This is a genomic window from Shewanella sp. YQ_9 (genome assembly GCF_043103185.1).
Taxonomy (GTDB): Bacteria; Pseudomonadota; Gammaproteobacteria; order Enterobacterales; family Shewanellaceae; genus Shewanella; species Shewanella algae.
The window spans coordinates 28,768-49,126 of sequence record NZ_JBICJO010000015.1 but is presented as its reverse complement, the minus strand read 5'-3'; the positions used below and the strand labels follow the sequence as shown (position 1 = coordinate 49,126).

The window sequence follows — 20,359 nt, the reverse complement described above, 5'->3', positions numbered from 1 at the left end:
ACAGTTCCATGTTCAAAAAGAATACCGGACTCAAAGACACACCTCTGCTTATCTCGGCTCAGGGTATTCACTGGTCCCGGCAGCGCTTGCTGGCCGTTGCCAGTCAGCTGAGCATGTTGGTGATCACTGTGATACTCATTACCAATGTGTTGATCACCTTGGGCGAGCGACGTCTGCAGGAAGAGTGGGCGGTACAAAGATACAGCGAGCTGCAAACCGTTGGTGCCCTGCTGGCCGATAAAATCTCCTTCCAGCAGTTTCGCACCCAGATGTTTGCCAAGTCAGAGTATCTGCGCCAGTACCTGGATAATCCGGGACACAAAGAATATCAACGGCTGATGACGAGCTGGGAAAGCCTGAAGCGCAGCACCCCAGAACTGCTGGACCTGGCGCTGTTTGATGCCGACGGCAAGTTCCGTATCGCCACCAGCAATACCTTCGGCAGCATGTCCATGCCGCCGGCACTCCTGGGTAACAAGCGCAATCTGGGGGGGCAGGAAATCTATACCTCGGCATTGGAGTTTGCCCCGATTGACGGCCGCCTCGAGCCATACATTTACCAGTTGGCCTGGCTGGAAAATCAGGATCAGAGCGTGCGCGGTTATCTGGTCACCTACAACTCCATGTTGCAGATGCTGCAAGCGATAAAGCCCGCCTTCTCCAGTAATGCCTCACCTCTGCTGCTGTTTGACAATCAGGGCCTGCTTTATGCCGGCGCCTCAGATCTGGACCCTTTGGCCAGGCTGCCTGAAACCATGGGCAGCAGCATAAGACAGAGCTATCCGGCACTGTGGAGCAAGATGGCCAGAAGTAACTTTGGTCAATTCCACGGAGAAGACGCCACCTTCGTCTATCTCAAGGTACAACTGGCTTCGCAAAACGATACCAAGCGCGAATATCTGCTGCTTTCCTATATCCGCAATCACGACATCGCCTCCCGTTTCTTTCAGTGGCGCAACATCCTTTTGGCCTGCGCCGCCATACTGACCATTCTGGCAACCGCGGTTATCCTGCTGACCCATATGTTCCGCCTCGAACAGCGCGCCAGACAAAACAGTATCGAGTTGGCCCGCGGCCTGTTCCGCTCCAACCTGGGTTGTGTGCTGGTCAACCCCAGCGGCCGTATCGTCAGCGCCAATGCCACCGCCGCCCGCACTCTGCAACTCGAGCAGGATGAGCTGCCGGATCGCAGTTTGCAACGGATCCTGCAGTTGGAAGACGAGCTTTATTCTTCGATGAAACAACAGTTGGCGGATGTCGGCGAGTGGCGCGGCGAAGTGCAGCTCGAATCCCTGGACAATGCCCAGCTCAGATTACATATCCGCCGCTACAACGCCAGCAGTCAAACCTATTTGCTGATCACCTTTGAAGATATCGGCGAACTGAAACAAGCCCAGCAGGAAGCCTTCCTTAGCAAGCTATTGACCGGCAGCAATGTGGCCACCGCCCTGACCACGCCCTCTGGGCAGTTGCTCAAGGTCAATGAAGCCTTTGATAAGCTGATGCAACTCAACGGTGATCTCAGCCACAGCCTGGCAGCTTTGCTGGAAAACGATCTTGGCAACCAGTGGCAGAGAATTAGCCAGTTGGTGAGCATGCAAGGCCAGTGGCAAGGGCAAATACTCTGCACCCACAGCCACGGCAGTTGCCTGCAGGCCACGCTTAAGGGCTATCTGGATGAAGACGGCGAGATTGAATATCTGGTGTGCACCCTGGAGCAGGCAACCCCAAGAGGCAAGATTGAGGCCAGTGGCGATCTGGTGCCACACCGCAGCACCATCCTGGTGAACCTCAGGGATCTGGATCGCTACTTCAAGTCCATGTCCGAAGAGGAAAAGCTACAAGCCAGTCTGCTCCTGATGGACATCAGCCCCGAGGGCATGCTCAGCCATATGAGTGATATCGGCCAGCTGGAGAACCGCCAACACGAGGTGGAGATGCAGCTGCTCAGGGATCTGCCCAACAGCTATCAGATGTCCCATTGGCAGTTGGGTAAGCTGATTATCATACTACCGGAAACCGATGCCAATCAGGCGCATCACTATGCGGTCAAGGCACTGGCCAACTTGGGCGAAAACGGCTTGGCAGAAGGGATCAGTATAGGCATAGCCGCCTATCTGCCTGGCCAGAGCCTGGAGCAGTTCCTCGGCAATGCCGAAGTGGCGCTGAAACGAGCCAAGCAGACGGGTGAGCAGAATATCTGCCAGGCCTATACCCGTCAGCTCTGAGATGCAGCAGCCTTTGATACTGGTGTCAATCGGCGCTGTTTTTCGCGGCGCTGTTTTTCATGGCACGGGCCGTCGCATTCTACTTCAGTGACAGTTGATCTGGCTGGCCACGTCGGCTCTGCCGCTGACTTTGGGCTCTGTCTTGCTGGCCTTGATGTGTCTCTATGGCCTAAGGCCAGGAACGATTTCCCTCAGCATCCATCAGCATGGCATCTGCTACCGCTCTTTGCTGCGGACACAGAAGCTGGACTGGCAGGATATCAGCGAATTTCATCTGTTTAATATTCAGCGAAACCCGCTAATTGGTTACTACTCAGATAGTTACCTGGCAAGGCTGGCACAGCGCAGCCCGCTCAGGGCCAAGGCCCGCCGGGTACTGCAATCTTTGCCCGCTAACTTTGAACGCCCGGCCGCCTAGGTGTGTGAGTTGTTGGATCAGACGCGCCTTCAGGCTCTGCAACGCTCAACAACCCAGCGCTAGCTAAAAAAATCCCCGCAACTTGGCGGGGATTGTTGTTGATGGCGAAGCTTACTTAACGATTTCCATCTCTTGCAGCAGGTTGTCTGCATTATCCAGATACTTCATCACCCACAGCATGTAACGGCTGTCCACCTGAATGGAGCGGTTGATGTTATCGTCGTAGTTCCAGTCACCTATGATGCTCTCATAAACACCGTCAAACAGCAGTCCCACCAACTCGGCGCGGCCGTTGAGGGTTGGCGAGCCTGAGTTACCGCCTGTGGTATCCAGAGTTGAGAGAAAGTTGACCGGTACCGAGTCAATATCCTTGAAGTAGAAGTCACCATATTGCTTGGCCTTGATAAGCTCCAGCTCTTTCTTGGGAGCATCGAAAGGCTCAACCCCGGTGTCTTTCTGCACTATGCCTTCCAGACGAGTGAAAGGTACGGCGTAGAGACCATCTTTGGGTGAATAGCCCTTCACATGGCCCACCGTCACCCGCAAGCTGGAGTTGGCATCGGCATACACAGGTTTACCTTGCTCACGGTTGTAGGCAATGATGGCTTCCATGTACTGAGGACGCACCTTCATCAGCTCACCGGCCAACTCTTTCTTCTTCTGCTCCAGCTGCATACCTGTGTCATAGAAGGCCACGGCAAACTGGATCATAGGATCTTTCGAGGCCTTGAAATCGGCAACCGACTTGTCCATCCAGGCCAGACGCACATCTTTGTTATCCAGCTTGGTATTCTTGTACATCTTGTCCAGAGTCTTCTTCAGCTTGGCCTCATCGAGCTTGTTGCCTATGCCGAAGTACTTGTCCAGCGCAGGCAGGCGCTCAGACTTGGGCAGCGCCGCATAACGCTTGAGCATCTCAAACACCAGCGCCTTGTCGACACTGGCGGCATAACGGCGATCGATACGCTCCATACCGGCCTTGAAGCGGATCATGTCACGCTCCTGGAAACCCGGCTCACGTTCCATGTCCGGCAGCGCCTTTTCATTGGCCAGACGATAGAGCTCGCGGGCCGTTGGCAACATAGTGGTATACCCCAGATAGCCCAGGATAATGTCACGCTGCTGATCCGCCTGGCTTTGGGCGACCAGCTTATCCAGCTGTGCCAACACCTCGCCATACTGGGCCTTGCGGCTGCTGTCGGCATCGATCCAGCTCTTGAGCTTGGCTTCCAGGGCACGCTTGTCTTCCAGCATGGTCGACTTGCCGTAGAACTCAATCATCGAGGTGAAGTTCTTGGCATAGTTAGCCAGACCGGCGATCAGGCTCTCGTACTTGATGCGTTCATCACTGCCTTCCGGGGCCGTCTCTTTAATGATCTCGATAAAGCGCTCACGCAGCTCCTTGCCTTGTGGGTAAGACCACTCAAACTGGTTTTCCACTTCATTGCCGGTGCGGTATCTGTTGGTGCGGCCCGGGTAACCGGCTACCATCACAAAGTCCCCTTCCTTGACCCCTTTGGCCGACACCTTGAGGAAGCTCTTGGGCTCGTAAGGTACGTTATCCTTGGAGAAATCGGCCGGCTTGCCATTTTTGTTGACATAGGCGCGGTAGAAGGAGAAATCGCCTGTGTGGCGCGGCCACATCCAGTTGTCAACATCACCGCCGTACTTACCCACGCTGGCCGCCGGGTTATACACCAGACGAACATCACGGATTTCCAGCTGCTTCACCAGATAGTACTCGAGACCACCGTGGAAGCTGTAAACCTGACAGCGATAGCCATCTTCTTTTTCACACTGGGCCACCAGTGACTTCTCGGCCGCCTCGACGCCCTTGTAGAAAGCGTCGCCCTGCTTGTTGTCCAGGCCTTGCCTGACCTTGTCGGTCACATTGGTGACCTCTTCGGTGACATATACCCGTGAGCCCGGAGTTGCCGGCAGTTCTTCGGCAAAGTTTTTCGCCAGGAAGCCATCACGCAGCAGATTCTTCTCCGGGGTGGAGTTGTACTGGATGGAGCCGTAGGCACAGTGATGGTTGGTTACCACCAGGCCCTTGGGCGAAACGAAAGACGCGGTGCAGCCGCCCAGGCTTATCACGGCGTTCATCGGGAATTCGGTCAGCTTGGAGATAGACTTGGCGTCTATTTCCAGTCCTTTGGCCTTGAGTTCATCGGCCATGGCCGGCAATTGGTAGGGCTGCCACATGCCCTCATCGGCCTGAGCACCAAAACTGGTGGCTATGGCCGTTGCAAGTAACCATTTTTTCATTCTAGTAAGTCCATTCGCTGGTATCAGTTCAATTTGTTGTTTTTGTGCAACAAAAAAGCCGGGCACAAGTCCCGACTTTAACACAGACTACCAAGCGGCTACAGACTCGGAAAAATTCCCTTACAAAGGGCTTGTCTTAGGCCCCCAGCGTCGCATACAGCTGGGCAGCTATAATGCCTATCCCCAGGAGGGCCATCAGTGCCATCGCCGGTTTGCCACCGGCAACTTTATAGCCTTCCGGCGACTCACGCCGCTGTTTCAGCGCTATGGCTATCGGCAGGAAGATGATGATCACCACTAAAGGCACGGCGGCAAAACCCAGCAGCGCTGAAAAACCTTCGGGCAGATACAGGGCGCAGGCCAGCGGCGGAATAAAGGTCAGCAACCAGGTCTGCAAGCGGCCGACAAAGTTACTCTTGGCGCGGATAAGCTCGGCGCTGAAGTCAAACAGGCTCAGGGTCACTCCAAGAAACGAGGTGATCAACGCCAAGTCGGCAAACAGCCCAATGCACTTGCTCACCAAAGGCTGCTCGCTGATGGCCTGTAAGGCACTGATGAGTTTTGACAGTGAACCGCCAAAGCCGTGAATGGTATCGCCGCCAACGGTACCTAGGGTTACCAACAGCCAAAGCAGATAGCAGGCCAGCGGAATGCCGGAGCCTATCAGCAGCACCTTGCGCAGGGAAACCGTGTCACCATCGAGATAGCGCACCAAAGTGGCAATACAGACATGGAAACCAAAAGAGGTAAATACCACAGGCACGGCGGCCAGCCACACATTGGCATAGGAATCGGTCGGCGCCTGCTCCAGTAAGGTATTCATATTCACCTCAGGCAGCAGAAACAGTACCACCAGCACCAGCATGACTATCATGGCAGAAAACAGCCCGCGGGAGAGCTTATCGACCCAACCGACTCCCAAGGCGGCAAAACTGCCAAGAGCCAGGGTAAACAAGAGTACCGCGTCCTGGCCATCCAGGGTCATATCGAACCAGGCCTTGGCCTTGAGCACCAGGAGATCAGCGCCACCGGTCAGGTAGGCGGCGGTCAGGGCAAACAGCAGGCTGAGAAAAGCGGCGCTTTGAATCAGTTGCCCCGTCTTACCCAAGGCTTTACCTGTGATGGCATGCAGGTTATCCCCCACGCCGGAGCGCAGATTGACTTCCAACATCAACAGTGAGGTGTAGGCGGAAATGCCCCAAATGACCAACATCAATAACAGTGCCGGCAGTAAGCCCATGGCAGCCGTTGCCAGTGGCAAGGCCAACATACCGGCGCCAATCGCAGTACCCGCGACTATGGCTATAGAGCCCAATATTTTTAAGTTCACTAAAATTCGTCCTGTTCTTTTGTCTTATTATCTTTAAGGTCAGATTTAACTCATGGGAAAGGCGAATTGTCAGCGCAGCTGGCAAGCTGTAACGTCTTGGCCGCAGATGAAATTCCGCCTTACGGAGTTTCATTGGCCCCAACAGCTCAGCAAACAGAAGAGGTATGCCACCAAGCCACTGGGGCTAACTAAATCGTGGACAGCGGAATTTGGGACTGCAGAGATGCAAACTCAACACGGAGGCTCTTTCTCAAAAAATTGACTTAACCGGGACATTAACAGAGCCACAGCCCTTGGGCAAGCGGGGAAGCGCGACTATCGGCCCTAAGGCGAAAAGCAGGCCGGTTCCATCAAAAACAGGGCAGAATATCATTATCGGTAAATGCGCCGCTGCTGATATTAGGGAAAGTGCGAACAAGTCCTCGTGGCGTTCTCTTTTGTAGGGATTGGCTTGCACAGCAATTGGCGTTCAAAGCATCCAGGCAGAGCCTATTCACTGCGATAGCCTATCAGGACAATATCGCAGTGAATTTAAGCCCAGTCGATCATGACTCACGTATTGAGTTCGACTCAGGCGACCTCAGCTTGTGGCTGTGGAACTATGTCAGCTGTGTCACTGAGGGCATTCTCGCTCTTGGCCACCACGCTGGCGGCAATACTGTTACCCAGCACATTGGTAGCCGAGCGGCCCATATCGAGGAAGTGGTCGACCCCGAGCAAGAGCAGGATCCCCGCCTCGGGAATGTTGAATTGCCCAAGGGTGGCGGCAATCACCACTAACGAAGCTCTGGGCACACCGGCCATCCCTTTGGAGGTGACCATCAACAGCAATAACATGGTCAACTGCTGCCCCAGACTCAGCTCAAAGCCATAGGCCTGGGCAATAAACATGGTAGCAAAGGTGCAATACATCATGGAGCCATCCAGGTTGAAGGAATAACCCATTGGCAGTACAAAGCTGGAGATACGTTTGCTGCAGCCGAACTCTTCAAGCCGCTGCAACATTTTCGGATAGGCCGACTCAGAGCTGGCGGTGGAAAATGCCAGCAGCAAAGGCTCACGCATCAAGCTCAGTAAACGACGGATACGGCCGCCGAGGAACAAGGAACCCGCAGCAATCAACACCAACCACAACAGCCCCATGGAAAGATAAAACTGTCCCATAAAGCTGCCATAGGTGAGCAATATGCCACTGCCCTCCTTGGCCACCATGGCACCTATAGCGGCAAATACGGCAAAAGGAGCAAAGTTCATCACATAAGCTGTCACCTTGAGCATGATATCTGCGCCACTGCTGAGCACTGAAATCACCGGCTTGGCATGTTCACCGCAAGCCGCAGCCGCCAAACCAAAGAAGAGTGAGAACACCACTATCTGCAGAATTTCGTTGTCGGCCATGGCACCGATAACACTCTTGGGGATCGCATGGGAGACAAACTCTCTCAGGCTCAAACCACCGGCCTCCAGGCCTGTCACGGCATGGCTGTCCGGCAGCGCCAGGTCGAGCCCCACTCCCGGCTCCAGCAAGCTGACCATCAAGAGTCCCAACAGCAGCGAGATAACCGAGGCCATCATAAACCAGGAAAGTGTCTTCAAGCCGACCCGGCCAACAGTGCGGCTGTCTCCCATCTTGGCAATACCCACGGTCAGGGTGGTAAACACCAAGGGAGCTATGATCATCTTGATCAGATTAAGGAATATATCTGTGAGTATGGTAATGCTGTCTGCAAAGGTCTGGGCTTGTTCGGGGGAATACCAGCGCAAAATCTGGCCTGTCGCAATACCCAGCAACATGGCGAGAATAATCGACAGGGTCAACTTGTTCATTTTCATTATCATGTGTCGTGCTCCAGTGAATGCCTGGGAGATGGATCCGCCGCCAACGCAGGGGTGCAAAAGGCCATAAGGCCAGAGAAATGCATAAAAAAGCCAGCTCAGATCCAGACAGAATGTCTTCAATAACGCTCATGACTTACATGCATATCCTATGGAGGCAAAAACTGGCATAAGCAGTCCTGGAAGACGGTGAGATTGCCACTGGAGTAAGCCGATGAGCGTCAGCATCTTGAAACGTATCGTCCCGGAAGGGAAGCCTTAAGACTGGGTGGGCAAGTCGTCACCGTCATCTCTGACGGCTAAAAATGGCGCTTGCACTACAGGCTCGATTGGCGGGATAAGGCGAGTCAGTGTCCAATTCTATATAAATTTCAAATTATTAAAAATGTTTCGACACTAACTATTAAGATGGAAACTTTTAAAAAGAAAACCAGATTAACTGAAGATGAAACTTTATTTATCTAACTAATTTAGTGAGTTACTTCACGGCATTGTTGCGCTTGAAAAGACCACCAGGCATGAAACAGTAGCCGCAGCAGTCGCTGCGGCTATCGAGTCAGCTTTGGAAAGCACTTATCACTCGGCTATCCAGGCCAGTTGCCAATGACTGCCGACACCGGGTTCAAACTGGGTCGCACTGGCCGACCATTGGCGGCAATAACCACTTTCCGGGAAGGGCTTGCAACGGTATATCTTGCCATCTTTGGGCTGCAGTACCCTGGTTCCCTCTGTGTATGACCCCAAACCATCAGGGAAATGGAAATCCGCCGGCGCCGCATCACCGGCTTGACGCAGGAAGAAACCAAACTCCTGGGTCAGCTCCTTGCCCTCTTGGGTCTGAGCCTTCAACTGCATGTGGTAATGTCCGGCAGCGGGCTCCAGCACTTCGATGTTGAAGTCGGCGCTGTTATTGTCAATCTGCTGCACGGCAGAACCGGATGCCTTGCCGTCATGAGTACTGATAAAGGCACTGACCTGCATTCTGGCATCTGTGGTTACAGTAAAGCCAACGCTGGCCTTGCCATCGACTATCTCATAATTGTCGCTCAGGCCGCTGACACTGAAATCGCAGCCGGGCAGAGGCGCCAACTCAAAACCAGTTTCGACCCGGGTAATCCCGGAATCATTCTGGGCGAAGACATCATTCTTGCCATAGACGGGCACTATCTCACCATTGGCATTCAATTGCCCTGCCTTAAGGCCGGTGCCACCGGCATTGATCGCCTCAGCCAACAAACTGGGCCAGGTATTATGATTACCCTGCCCGGCATCGGCTATGGTGAGCCGGGTAGACAACGAAGGTTGTTCTCCGTTGTCACCAAACACCCGAGTGAACACCTGATCGCCAGCCTTAAGATCCTGGGACGGGTTGATATTCCCCACGTCCTGCCATTCGGAAGGAGTCGGGGCAGCGCCGTCAAAGTTCACATCTATGACATTGTAGAAACTGTTGCTGGTATCCCCCACTTCCCAAACCGCCAGCACAAGCTGATAACCGCTACGCTGTGGCAACTGACACTGATGCGTCAGCGTCTTGGGAGGCTGCACCATGCCGCCATCGACACTGCAAAATGGTTCGGACTCAAAGGCCGCCCGGCTCAAAGGTGCGTTGGGGTCCCAGTTTTGCTTGGTCAGATAGTAACGCCAATCGCGGGTAACATGATTGGCGGTCAGCTGCCAGGTAAAGTTGATAGGGCCGGCACTCACAGGTTGTTTGGTCCAGCGACTGGATGACTGCTGATCCAGCTCTCTGAAACTGGCATTTCCGGCACTGGCTATCTGACCATCGGCCGGGCCGGATGCCGGAAATCCTGAAGGCCCTTCGACGCTTTGGGGTTCCCACTGAATCGCACCACAGCTGGTGTTGTTGTGCTGATTACAGGCGTAGGCTCTGGACTCTGGGCTTTTCACATAGCCATGAGCCAACACCTGGGTAGATAACCCTACCCCAGCGGCTGCCAATGCCAAGGACAAAGCTGTTGTTTTAAATGATGATTTAACCACTTTGCAATACTCCATTTTGCTGCCTTAACGACAGTTCCTTGAACAAGCGGTATTTGGGCACACAAGAGAATGACTCTGTTGCAGACACAGTCAGCGACTGTGGCAGCCCCGCTATCTTAACCCGAGGGCCTTAGACCGGAAGCTTTGCGTCCTGAGCTTTCGCTCAGTTTGCCAAATACCCAGAAGCTCCCACCTCAGTTTCCTGCGGCTGAGAGTTCTATGAGTAAAGGCAAAAATGACAACGATGTCAAAGAAGAATTTCTTTAAAAACCAAAAAGTTAAAAACAGACAATGCGTACAGCATACTGAGCATCACAACATCTGCTTGATTCATATCGGATAAACGAAGTACCGTAAAATCCCCCTGTCACTGAGCCGACCAGTGTTGCCATGACGAGCTTTATGGTTATAATGGCCGCCTCTGTCTTAGGGGAGTAGCTAACCTGGGTCCCGCCCAGGGGTAAGCATCAACACACTTGGCCTCATGCCATGGTGCTTACAGCAAGTTTAGGCTTGCCAGGCAAGACCTGAGCACGGTATACCGCACAAATATAAAGGGGTGGGCGGTGGACTGTGCTTGGAATTTTGCCACCCCTAAGGAACGCCCATTTTGGAAGCACTCATCGCCTCAACTCTCACTGTCGCCGTAGCCGAAATCGGTGACAAGACTCAGCTGTTGGCCCTGTTGTTGGCCGCCCGTTTCAAAAACAAGACCGCGATTATCTCCGGGATCCTTGTCGCCACCCTGCTCAACCATTTTGCCGCCGCCTGGCTGGGCCAATGGGCCATGGGTTGGCTCAGTGCCGATATCGGCCGTTACCTTGTTGCCGGCAGTTTCTTTGCCATCGCCCTCTGGGTGCTGGTGCCCGATAAGGTCGATGCCGAAGAAAGCCGCTTCTACCGTTATGGCCCCTTCGTGGCCACCTGTTTGCTGTTCTTTATCGCCGAAATGGGTGACAAGACCCAGGTCGCAACCGTGGTACTGTCGGCCAAATACGATAGCCTGCTGATGGTAGTAACAGGCACCACTGTCGGCATGCTGCTGGCGAATGTTCCCGTGGTGCTGGCCGGCCATTTCAGTGCCGACAAGCTGCCCATGATCTGGATCCACAGAGGTTGCGCCCTGCTGTTTGCCCTCTTGGGGATAGCCACCCTGCTGTGGGAATAGGGAAACCGCTGACAGCGCAAAAGGGGCAGCTCAAGCTGCCCCTGTTATTTCCGGCGTGCCACTATCAGCTGGCCAGCATCTCTTGCACCCGGCGGCCGTAGTCGGCATCGGCCTGGCTGAAGTGGCCAATCATTCGCTGCTGCACATCCTGAGTCGCTTGACTCAGAGTACCGCAGATATTGCTGATAAGCCTGGCCTTTTCTTCTTCCGGCAACAGGCGGTAAAGGTTGCCAGCCTGGGTATAGTCATCCTGCCCATAACGGCTGTATCTGTCGGCTTCACCATCCAGGCGCAGCGGCGGCTCTTTGAACTCTGTGGCATCCTGCAGGCCGCTTGGCTGCGAGTTGGGGCCATAGTTTGCCGACGCATCGCCACCTGTCTGGCTTCCATGGTACGGGCACTGAGCCCCGGCCATGGCACCGGCACGTTGATGGTGATTGGCCTGAGTCGCATGGGGGCAGTTCACCGGCAACTGGTTATAGTTGGCTCCTATCCGATAGCGCTGGGCATCGGCGTAGGCAAACAGGCGAGCCTGCAACATCTTGTCAGGTGACGCGCCGACACCGGGAACCAGGTTACTCGGCGCCAGTGCCACCTGCTCTACTTCGGCGAAGTAGTTCTGTGGCAGACGATTGAGCTCCAGTACCCCAACCTCTATCAGCGGGTAGTCCTTATGTGGCCATACCTTGGTCAAATCAAACGGGTTGATATGGTAAGTATTGGCATTGGCTTCCGGCATTATCTGCACCTTGAGCTTCCAACGGGGGAAGTTGCCATCCTGGATTGCCGCCACCATATCACGCTGGGCATGATCCGGATCGATTCCCTTCACCTTGGCGGCCTGCTCTTCAGTCAGGTTGGCTATGCCCTGCTCTGTCTTGAAGTGGAACTTGACCCAGAAGCGCTCCCCCTTGGCATTCCAAAATGAGAAGGTGTGCGAGCCAAAGCCATGCATCTGCCGATAGTTGGCCGGAATGCCCCGGTCAGACATCAATACAGTCACCTGATGCAAGGACTCTGGGTTGAGCGACCAGAAGTCCCACATCGCCTGAGGGTCTTTCAAATTGGTGTGCGGATTCCGCTTCTGAGTGTGGATAAAGTCAGGAAACTTGATGCCGTCACGCAGGAAGAAGGTGGGGGTGTTGTTGCCCACAATGTCGTGATTACCGCGCTTGGTGTAGAAACGCACTCCAAAGCCACGGGGATCGCGCTCGGCATCGGCGCTGCCCATCTCACCGCCTACGGTCGAGAAGCGAACAAAGGCCTCGGTCTGGGTGCCAATCCCCTGGAAATGTTCGGCTATGGTGTATTGGCTCATATCATTGGTCACTGTGAAGGTGCCATAAACCCCCGTGCCTTTGGCATGCACGACCCGCTCTGGGATCCGCTCGCGGTTGAAGTGGGCCAACTTTTCAATCAGGTGCCAGTCCTGCAGCAACAGGGGACCACGCTCTCCGGCGGAGAGGGAATTCTGATCGTCTGCGATGGGGGCGCCGCTCTGGCTGGTGATATATTGCTTCTGACTCATCTCGTGCTCCTTAATCCTTTGTCTCGTTTAACCAGTTTTCAATCACATCGAATATGGTGGCCATAGGTGCTCCCTTGAGCAGTCGTATTGGCGATGTGGTCATGTTAGTCAGGCGACGATATTTTTAAAAACGATTAAAAATGATTATCATAATTCCATTTATAGATTAAGTTGAATTTGGGATTGAGAAATGGGGATAAGAAGTGCATAACCGAGATAGCAGTGACTGCCATTCGAGATGAAAAACGGCTGAAGCAGAGCAAACGTACATTGTCACGAAAGCAACAAACCTTATAGAAACCTGCGTCTGGGGCCACCTGACACCGGGTTGTCAGCCTTGCTGATCCTCTGATTTTTCCGGGCTTGCCTGAGGGGCGGCCTGCAAATCAGGCTCTGGGCTACGATAGAGTTTAACCAGGTAATAGGCATCGATAAGTACTATGAAGAAGTTCACCAAAGCCACAGGATATGCAGCAATGGCGATCCCATAGGCAACAAACAGCGCCGCTCCAAGCAGGTTCCACCAGCGCAGTCGTTTGATATTGGACATCATCAGAGAGATGGCCACCACTACCGATGCCAGATAACCGACCCACTCCCATATATTGATTGTATCCATTCAAGCTCCCCTATTTGGGATGGCTAATGGTGTCGAGATCCACCAGATCCCAACACCCCTGATTACGATAAAGGCGTTTACCCTTATAAGGATAGTCGGCCACATCATGGCTGAGGCGTTGTCCCATGACTAAATATTTGAGCGGCCTCTCGGAAGTGTTGTTCATGCCATGAGCCACACTGCCGGCCGGGAAAGCGATAAAGTCCCCGACCCCGATGGCGAAGACTTGTTGATCGATACACACCTCGCCTTCACCTTCGAGCACATAAATACACTCTTCTTCAAAATAATGAAGGTGGTATTCGGTGCTGTCACGCCCGGGCGCCAGCTCAATCAGATGCACTCCAAGATGAGCAAGACCGATGACATCACCGAGAGATTTTCTAAGTCGCACCGCATTGGGGTTGAGGAAATGCGTCCGCTCCTCCCCTTTCATGGCATCTATCTCACTGGCTTTCAGCAGAAACTCCCTGGCATTCATCTCTGTCCCCTGAGTCAGAGCGCCCTTGAGTGAAGCTGTCAGCGCTTGACCACGGCCGCGGTCATACGGGAAATACAGGTCAGCTCACCGGCGCTGTTGTGAATAAGCACTTCCCAGACAGAGCTGCGTTTGCCCAAATGTACGGCTCTGGCTGTTGCCTTGAGTTCACCATTGCGGGCTGCCCGCAGGTGATTGGCGTTGATCTCCTGACCTACACAATAGTAGTTTTCAAAGTCCACCGCAAAATTGGCGGCATAGCTGGCCACCGTCTCTGCCAGCGCCACATTGGCACCACCATGTACTATCCCAAGTGGGTTGTGGATAGCCGGAGACGCCGGCATGCTGGCTACCATATAGTCATCACCTATCTCTGTGATGCGGATCCCCAGGGTCTGCATCAAAGTGCCTTTGCCCCCTATACCGGCATCCAGTTTGGCACAATCTTCCAGGGTGATGGGTCGAAACCAAATACTCATCTTATTGTTATCCTTAGTACTCCAATAGGAAAATCAGTGTACTTGGCTGCCTGTATCCAAGTAAACCCGGCCAGCGCAATCCTCTGACCGGGTGAGTGTCAATCAAGACTTGAGAGCTTTAGCCGCGGCGGCGCAGCCCCAATGCTACGAGAAACAGCAGTGACAGATACCCCAAGGCACCACCATCATGCTTGGAAGGCTCAACCTTGGCAGGATAACTGAGTGCCACTATCACAGGGTCATGATCCGAAGCCGAGAAGGCATTGTCAGACTTGGGCAATTCACCTGTGTACTTCTTGCCATACTCGAACATGTTGGATTCGACCGAGTTGATATGCCAGTCTTCAATGGCAACCAAACGCTCCGCCAGACTGGCGTTGGCCAGTGCATGGTCGAGATTTCCCAACTCACCGTTATAGCTGTAGGAGAAAGTATCGACACCATGGGCCAAGGTGTTGAGGTTGATAAGTCCATACCCCTTGCTGATTTCAGTTCCCTGATGCTCATAGACCTTACCGTTCAGAGTGGTCCAAGAGGCGGTACGCAGAACCCGCTCCGATTGGGCGGCATCATAGTCGGTCAGCACCCGCACAGGATCTTCCAGACCATAGGCATTGAGATCGCCGATCACCAGGAGATCGCCGTCGATCTTTTGCAAGGCTTCTCCCAGAACTTTGGCAGCTGACACCCTGAAGGCGTTGCATTTACCCTGCAGATCCAGAGGATCCCGGTTCTCATCAAAGTTCAGCCAATCCTCAAGACAACCCGAGCCCTTGGACTTGAGATGATTCACCACCAGAGTCAGGCTCTGATCTGCTATGTTGAACTTCTGTCCCAGACTGTAGCGCTGATACTTATCAAAGGCAGGGCTGGCTTCCTGTTTACCATCGACTTCCCGGCTGGCAACCGCTTCAGCAGCATGCTGCTCTGGAGTCGCAATCACAAAAGCCTCGGCTGCCGGAGTCACCCTGGCCGGGCGATAAAGCATGCCCACGCTAATGGCATCACCGCCGAGATACTTGCCATCTTTTTTGTCGGCATCGGCTATCTCTACAAAGGAATAGATATCCTCATCGGCTTGCTGCTCATTGAGCGCATCGACCAGATTGCGGATGGCGCTTTTCTCGCCAAAGCCGTTGTTGGCAATCTCCATCAAACCCACTATGTCGGCGTTCATGGCGGTAATGGCATTGACTATTTTAGTGCGTTGCAACAGCATCTCTTCTTCGCTGAGGGCGCCGCGGTTATCACCTGTTGGATTGGCGTCACCACCTACGGCATCGTTGAAGAAATTAAGCACATTGAAGCTGGCGACCCGGATATCCCCCTTCTCGGCAATAGCCGGTGCTTGGCTGCGATCGTCGCCGCGCAATATATCCCCAGGAGTAATACTGTTGGTTGCCACCAGACGATACTGGTTATAGCTGTATCCTATAACCCCCTCAAGACCGGTTAACTGGTCGCCAACCCGCAGATAACCTGTCTCTGGGTTGAAGTCCGGCATCCAGGGCAGCTCGCCGTCTTTGGCCTTGAAGTCTGACTCAACAAACAATTGGTTGGCACGGTTGGCTTGCTCCAGTGCCATCGCCTCTGGCGACAGCGGCAGGTGTACCTGAGTCGGCTTCAGCAGCGGCGCCTTGTGAGACAACATAAGATTGTTGCGACGGGCATCGTAGTCAAAGCTGAAGTTACGGCTGACCTTGAGATCACTGCCGGCATCCAGTACTACCTTCATGCCTTCAAAGCGCTCCAGCGCTTGCTGCAGGGTTTCACCATCTGCCACATAAAAAGGCGCAGCCACCGGCAGTTGGGTAAACTCACCCACGGCAAATTTTTTGTCAGCCTTGATATCCAACTGAGTCAGGCCATAGTACTCCTTGACCTTACCCTGTACGCAAACCTCGACACCGGGCTGCACTGTTTCCGGCGCTGCTTCACCTAGGAATACAAAGATGCCGTCGGAGGTGAAAGGCGAGTTGTCTCCCTTGGGATCTTGCAGATAAAAGCCTTTGAACAGGCTGTCGCCACGGGCACTGACCACACCCTTGAGGGTATATTCGCTGTCGGATTCGAACTTACCCTCAGGGACCAACGGACTGCGATCTCCGCTCCCCTGCACTTCATAGATGGGTGTCAGCGTGGCGCCATCACAGCTGAATGCCGTAACTTCAGGGGCTGCAGCCTCATCCAGGCTGCCGAGTCCTTTGAAGTTATCAGTGCCCATAGGTTGCCAATCGGCGGCATTGAATTGCGTCGAGGCAGTGAGCGCCGACTTGCTGCGGGCCAAAGTGATATTCAGGCCCCAGTCGGTTGGGGTAGGCACGGCGCCGACAATATCGACGACGACGCCATCTTTCATCAGGGCTACCGCATCACCGCCATTGAAATAGAGATTGCCCTTGAGGCTGTCGACTCCAGCAGGCAAGCTTATTTCAGCATTGGGATGCAGAATCACTTTAATCCCCTTGGCCGCCATTCTTTGGCCATCCAATACCAGCATATCGGAGGCATCAGTAGCGCCATCTTTATACCGCACCAATTTATAGCCGTTTAAATCGACTTGACTATCACCAGAGTTATATAGCTCTATGGCTTTATTATTGGCGCTGCCCTCAACGTATTCGCTGATTAAAACATCGGCATTGGCCATCACTGGAATGGTGGCAGCCACGGCAATCGCAATGGCTGTCAGCTTGTTAACATTATCCATATTATCAACCCCTTTAATTGTAATAATGCCGTTAATTTCTATTAACGTGCCGCGGGATTGTCCCAGAGAAGAACGGTCAATTGAAGTGGTTTAATCACATTTAGGCAACAGTTATACCGAACGCAAATTCTATATAAATCATTAATTAACCACCATGTTCTCAACAGAGAACAAAGCAGAAAACCCTGTTTCAACCCAAGCTGTTATTTAACAAACAAATAGTTAGACAACAAATAAAGCCTGTCTTCAAAAAAATATAATAAGCCGTATGATATGGTCGATAAAATAGACAAATATTTTTACATCAAATAATCAGTAAACCTCGAAACTAATTATCTCTCCCCGTCATCAAAAATTAATTTTTGCGCGATATGACCATAAAAAAGCGGCCGGATGGCCGCTTTCATCTATTTGGGTTATCAGAATTGAGCAACAACGGGATCAGAGCAAAGCTCGGCTCCCAGTTCACAAACCTGATAAGTCACGCTATTGGCTTCGGTATTGAAGCGGTCACGGAACTGGCCATCGTTGGCGGTGGTCGCAACCTGTTCGCCGTCGCGGAAAATCGCCACTTCATCACCCAGGGCACCATTCCAGTTAACATCAACCATGGCGCTGCCACGACGGGACTTGAGGGCGCGGCTGATATCGGCAGAGATGCTGTGGGCAAATACCTGCACTTCCATGCTGACACTGTCGCTGAGCTCGGTGGCATCGGTCGCTGTCAGGGTCACTGTGTAGGTACCGGCCTCAGCATACACATGTTGAGGGTTTGCCTCGCTGGAGACTGAGCCGTCACCGAAATCCCAGTGGTAGCCGGCGATATCATCATTGATATCAGAGCTGCTATTGCTGAAACTGACGCTCAAACCTTCGGCTTGATAGTCAAAGCCGGCATTAGGTGCAGAAGGACCGGCTTCACCCAGCGCCGTGATCACCATACCCCAGTTGTTCAGGGTGCCTGTGTCACCACCGGCATGGTCAGTCACGCTGAGAGTCCAGGTACCTTGGGCAATTTCACCGTTGAAGTCGCCCAGATCCCAGCTCTTGACGATATCGTCATTGCTGCTGCCTTCGCGATTATGCAGCACCACTTCGGTGCCGGATGGCGAAGTCAGGATCACTGTCAAATCACCAATCCAGGTGTGGCTGATGTTGACGTTGGTATTGACACCAAAGATCTGCAGCGGATCGGCGATCTCAATGGTGCTGGTCACTGTGGTGTTATCAGCAATAGCCACTGGGGTATCATTGCTGTATGGGAAGTCATTCAGCCCTTGAGGGATGATTTCCAGGCTCACCACACTGCTCTTTTCAATACTGCCGTCATTACCCGATACCGTGATGGCGTAATCGCCCCACTGAGTCTCGGCGGTACTGGCTACGTTCAGGGTAAAGCTGTCACCGGCACCAACGCTGGTGGCAGACAAAGATACCCCTTCCAGAGCAGGCTCCACACTGACACTCAGCTCAACACTACCATCCCAACCGGCCACACTACCGACACTGAAGTCATAGCTGGTGCTTTCACCGGCTTCGATAGTGCGGGCAGCCGGAGTCACGCTGAAGCGATAACTTGGGCTTGGGTTGGCTTGATCGAGCGCGTTGGCCGCGTTCAGACGGGTACCGGCAACACTCTTGCCAGTCATGGCCGCATTGGCATCACCCGAATTCATCAACAGTTCTTTCATCTCAAGCGGTGTCAGATCCGGGTTGATGGACCACACCAGAGCCGCCACCCCGGTCACCATAGGCGTAGCCATGGAAGTACCCGAATAACTCTCGTAACCACCACCTGGAACCGTTGACAGAATGGCACTGCCAGGCGCCGCCATGTCTACGCTGGTAGCCCCCCAGTTGGAGAACCATGAGATACCATCCGAGCTATCGGTACTGGCAATAGACATCACTATGTCCGATTCATAGTTGGACGGATAATGGGGGCTGGCATCATTGTCACTGGTATCGTTACCGGCCGCAGCCAGGAACAGAATACCTGCTTCACCGGCGGCTTCGATGGAATCCTTCAGCGCCTGGCTGAAACCACCGCCCCCCCAGGAGTTGTTCGTTGCTTTAATATCGACGCCATGATTCACCTTGAGATCCGTCATATAGTCGATACAGGCGATGGCATCTGCGGTAGAACCTGTACCGGCAGGGGTCAGGAACTGACAGCCAATAATCGTCACGTCCCAGTTTACCCCGGCGACACCCAGGCCATTATTTCCCTTGGCGCCGATGGTTCCTGCTACGTGGGTACCATGACCGTTACCGTCCATAGGATCGCCGTTATTATTAGCAGCACTGAAACCGTGAATATCATCAATCACACCGTTGCCGTCATCATCTATGCCGTTACCTGGAATTTCGCCCGGGTTGACCCACATATTGGCCTGCAAATCAGGATGGTTATAATCAACCCCGGTGTCGATAACCCCGATGATCACATCCGTGCTGCCTGTAGTGACATCCCAAGCTTCGGGAGCATCAATATCGGCGTCAGCCACACCACCGGTTTGCCCAGTGTTATGCATGCCCCAGAGCTCAGGGAAACGGGGATCATCCGGCATGCCTATGGCGCGCAAAATGTAGTTGGGTTCAGCATATTTAACCGCCGGATGGCTGGAGATCATCTTGATCGCCTGCTCAATATCGGCTCCTTGGCGCAGATTCAGCTTTGCCAGACGGCCATCGAGCAAACGGGCAAATTTGTCATCTATACCATCGGCATTGGCATCACGCAAAGTACCACGTACCAGGCGCTGAGCCGCGGTGCGCTCCTCCTTGGTGGCATTATCCTTGTAAACCACCAGGATAGAGTCTTTGGCGTAACGGATCTCGTTTTTAGCCATTGCAGGCGCACTACCAAGCGCCATAACCCCAGCGACAGCTACTGCCAATGGCGAGAATTTTTTCAACATATTCGGGCTTCCTATAGTCCTTATAATCCCTTGATATCCGGAACGGCTTGCATCTGCGGCACTTCCTTGAAACGACAGGCAAACAGTGACCAGCAAGTGAAATCCGGCGTTTATTTATTGCAAATAGATTGTTACCGCAATGAAAACAATAGCGATAGTAGCAAACGGTAAAATACGACTTTAATACTAGACGTGTTAGGTATGAACAAACTTAAAAATCGCCAGAAATAAAACCCAAATCATTGTTTGTAAAACAAAATAAATCAATTCACCATTATTGCAAAAAGCAATATCGACTAAAGCCTAAATAGCCTTTAACTCCGATTGCGACCCCGGCTCAAGGCGCGTAACTTTTGTTACTGATTTGTACCA

General features: G+C 53.2%; 13 protein-coding genes and 2 riboswitches. Of the genes, 3 read left to right on the top strand and 10 right to left on the bottom strand.

Features of this window, described 5'->3' with window-relative positions:
• Nucleotides 1-8 precede the first annotated feature (8 nt).
• Both ACF8D4_RS04685 and ACF8D4_RS04680 read left to right on the top strand, forming a co-directional pair.
• Nucleotides 9-2,228 (top strand): PAS domain-containing protein, encoded by a 2,220-nt coding sequence (locus tag ACF8D4_RS04685; protein WP_392468482.1) that lies wholly within the window; start codon nucleotides 9-11, stop codon nucleotides 2,226-2,228.
• A 94-nt stretch (nucleotides 2,229-2,322) separates the two neighbouring features.
• Entirely contained in the window at nucleotides 2,323-2,646 is a 324-nt protein-coding gene (locus tag ACF8D4_RS04680; protein ID WP_392468479.1) for a hypothetical protein, read from the top strand.
• 111 nt (nucleotides 2,647-2,757) lie between these two features.
• Here the strand turns inward: ACF8D4_RS04680 and ACF8D4_RS04675 are convergent, their stop codons facing one another.
• The 4 genes from ACF8D4_RS04675 to gbpA all read right to left on the bottom strand — a co-directional run bounded on the left by ACF8D4_RS04675 (nucleotide 2,758) and on the right by gbpA (nucleotide 10,099).
• Nucleotides 2,758-4,914, bottom strand: coding sequence for a S46 family peptidase (locus tag ACF8D4_RS04675; RefSeq protein WP_335901187.1), 2,157 nt, complete (start codon nucleotides 4,912-4,914; stop codon nucleotides 2,758-2,760).
• A 136-nt stretch (nucleotides 4,915-5,050) separates the two neighbouring features.
• Nucleotides 5,051-6,244 (bottom strand): aromatic amino acid transport family protein, encoded by a 1,194-nt coding sequence (locus ACF8D4_RS04670; protein ID WP_025008990.1) that lies wholly within the window; start codon nucleotides 6,242-6,244, stop codon nucleotides 5,051-5,053.
• Nucleotides 6,245-6,814: 570 nt separating this feature from the next.
• Nucleotides 6,815-8,083, bottom strand: coding sequence for a dicarboxylate/amino acid:cation symporter (locus ACF8D4_RS04665; protein WP_198556982.1), 1,269 nt, complete (start codon nucleotides 8,081-8,083; stop codon nucleotides 6,815-6,817).
• 573 nt (nucleotides 8,084-8,656) lie between these two features.
• The gene (gbpA, locus tag ACF8D4_RS04660) at nucleotides 8,657-10,099 is read right to left on the bottom strand and encodes an N-acetylglucosamine-binding protein GbpA (protein WP_392468476.1); all 1,443 of its coding nucleotides are present in this window, start codon (nucleotides 10,097-10,099) and stop codon (nucleotides 8,657-8,659) included.
• Nucleotides 10,100-10,182: 83 nt separating this feature from the next.
• A riboswitch (cyclic di-GMP riboswitch) is annotated at nucleotides 10,183-10,267 on the bottom strand.
• 234 nt (nucleotides 10,268-10,501) lie between these two features.
• Nucleotides 10,502-10,674: riboswitch (yybP-ykoY riboswitch) on the top strand.
• 20 nt (nucleotides 10,675-10,694) lie between these two features.
• On the opposite strand from gbpA, the gene ACF8D4_RS04655 reads away from it, so the two are divergent.
• On the top strand, nucleotides 10,695-11,252 hold the full coding sequence (locus tag ACF8D4_RS04655) for a TMEM165/GDT1 family protein (protein WP_025889349.1): 558 nt from the start codon (nucleotides 10,695-10,697) through the stop codon (nucleotides 11,250-11,252).
• Between the two features lie 64 nt (nucleotides 11,253-11,316).
• Here the strand turns inward: ACF8D4_RS04655 and katB are convergent, their stop codons facing one another.
• The 6 genes from katB to ACF8D4_RS04625 form a co-directional block, all read right to left on the bottom strand.
• The gene (gene katB, locus ACF8D4_RS04650; protein WP_392468473.1) at nucleotides 11,317-12,780 is read right to left on the bottom strand and encodes a catalase KatB; all 1,464 of its coding nucleotides are present in this window, start codon (nucleotides 12,778-12,780) and stop codon (nucleotides 11,317-11,319) included.
• A 331-nt stretch (nucleotides 12,781-13,111) separates the two neighbouring features.
• Nucleotides 13,112-13,399 (bottom strand): YgjV family protein, encoded by a 288-nt coding sequence (locus tag ACF8D4_RS04645; protein WP_044735110.1) that lies wholly within the window; start codon nucleotides 13,397-13,399, stop codon nucleotides 13,112-13,114.
• A gap of 10 nt (nucleotides 13,400-13,409) precedes the next feature.
• Nucleotides 13,410-13,880: a cupin domain-containing protein gene (locus ACF8D4_RS04640; RefSeq protein WP_025889350.1), complete on the bottom strand. Its 471-nt coding sequence runs from the start codon at nucleotides 13,878-13,880 to the stop codon at nucleotides 13,410-13,412.
• A 38-nt stretch (nucleotides 13,881-13,918) separates the two neighbouring features.
• A complete protein-coding gene (locus ACF8D4_RS04635) occupies nucleotides 13,919-14,356 on the bottom strand; it encodes a PaaI family thioesterase (RefSeq protein WP_025889351.1) in 438 nt (145 codons plus the stop codon).
• Between the two features lie 118 nt (nucleotides 14,357-14,474).
• Nucleotides 14,475-17,066 (bottom strand): extracellular exonuclease ExeM, encoded by a 2,592-nt coding sequence (exeM, locus tag ACF8D4_RS04630; protein WP_392468469.1) that lies wholly within the window; start codon nucleotides 17,064-17,066, stop codon nucleotides 14,475-14,477.
• 419 nt (nucleotides 17,067-17,485) lie between these two features.
• A complete protein-coding gene (locus ACF8D4_RS04625; protein ID WP_392468466.1) occupies nucleotides 17,486-19,987 on the bottom strand; it encodes a S8 family serine peptidase in 2,502 nt (833 codons plus the stop codon).
• Nucleotides 19,988-20,359 lie beyond the last annotated feature (372 nt).

Coding starts and splice junctions, on each gene's coding strand:
- ACF8D4_RS04640 (WP_025889350.1), bottom strand. CDS start 13,880: ATGAATGCCAGGGAGTTTCTGCTGAAAGCCAGTGAGATAGATGCCATG.
- ACF8D4_RS04645 (WP_044735110.1), bottom strand. CDS start 13,399: ATGGATACAATCAATATATGGGAGTGGGTCGGTTATCTGGCATCGGTA.
- ACF8D4_RS04685 (WP_392468482.1), top strand. CDS start 9: ATGTTCAAAAAGAATACCGGACTCAAAGACACACCTCTGCTTATCTCG.
- gbpA (WP_392468476.1), bottom strand. CDS start 10,099: ATGGAGTATTGCAAAGTGGTTAAATCATCATTTAAAACAACAGCTTTG.
- ACF8D4_RS04635 (WP_025889351.1), bottom strand. CDS start 14,356: ATGAGTATTTGGTTTCGACCCATCACCCTGGAAGATTGTGCCAAACTG.
- ACF8D4_RS04665 (WP_198556982.1), bottom strand. CDS start 8,083: ATGATAATGAAAATGAACAAGTTGACCCTGTCGATTATTCTCGCCATG.
- ACF8D4_RS04675 (WP_335901187.1), bottom strand. CDS start 4,914: ATGAAAAAATGGTTACTTGCAACGGCCATAGCCACCAGTTTTGGTGCT.
- exeM (WP_392468469.1), bottom strand. CDS start 17,066: ATGGATAATGTTAACAAGCTGACAGCCATTGCGATTGCCGTGGCTGCC.
- katB (WP_392468473.1), bottom strand. CDS start 12,780: ATGAGTCAGAAGCAATATATCACCAGCCAGAGCGGCGCCCCCATCGCA.
- ACF8D4_RS04625 (WP_392468466.1), bottom strand. CDS start 19,987: ATGTTGAAAAAATTCTCGCCATTGGCAGTAGCTGTCGCTGGGGTTATG.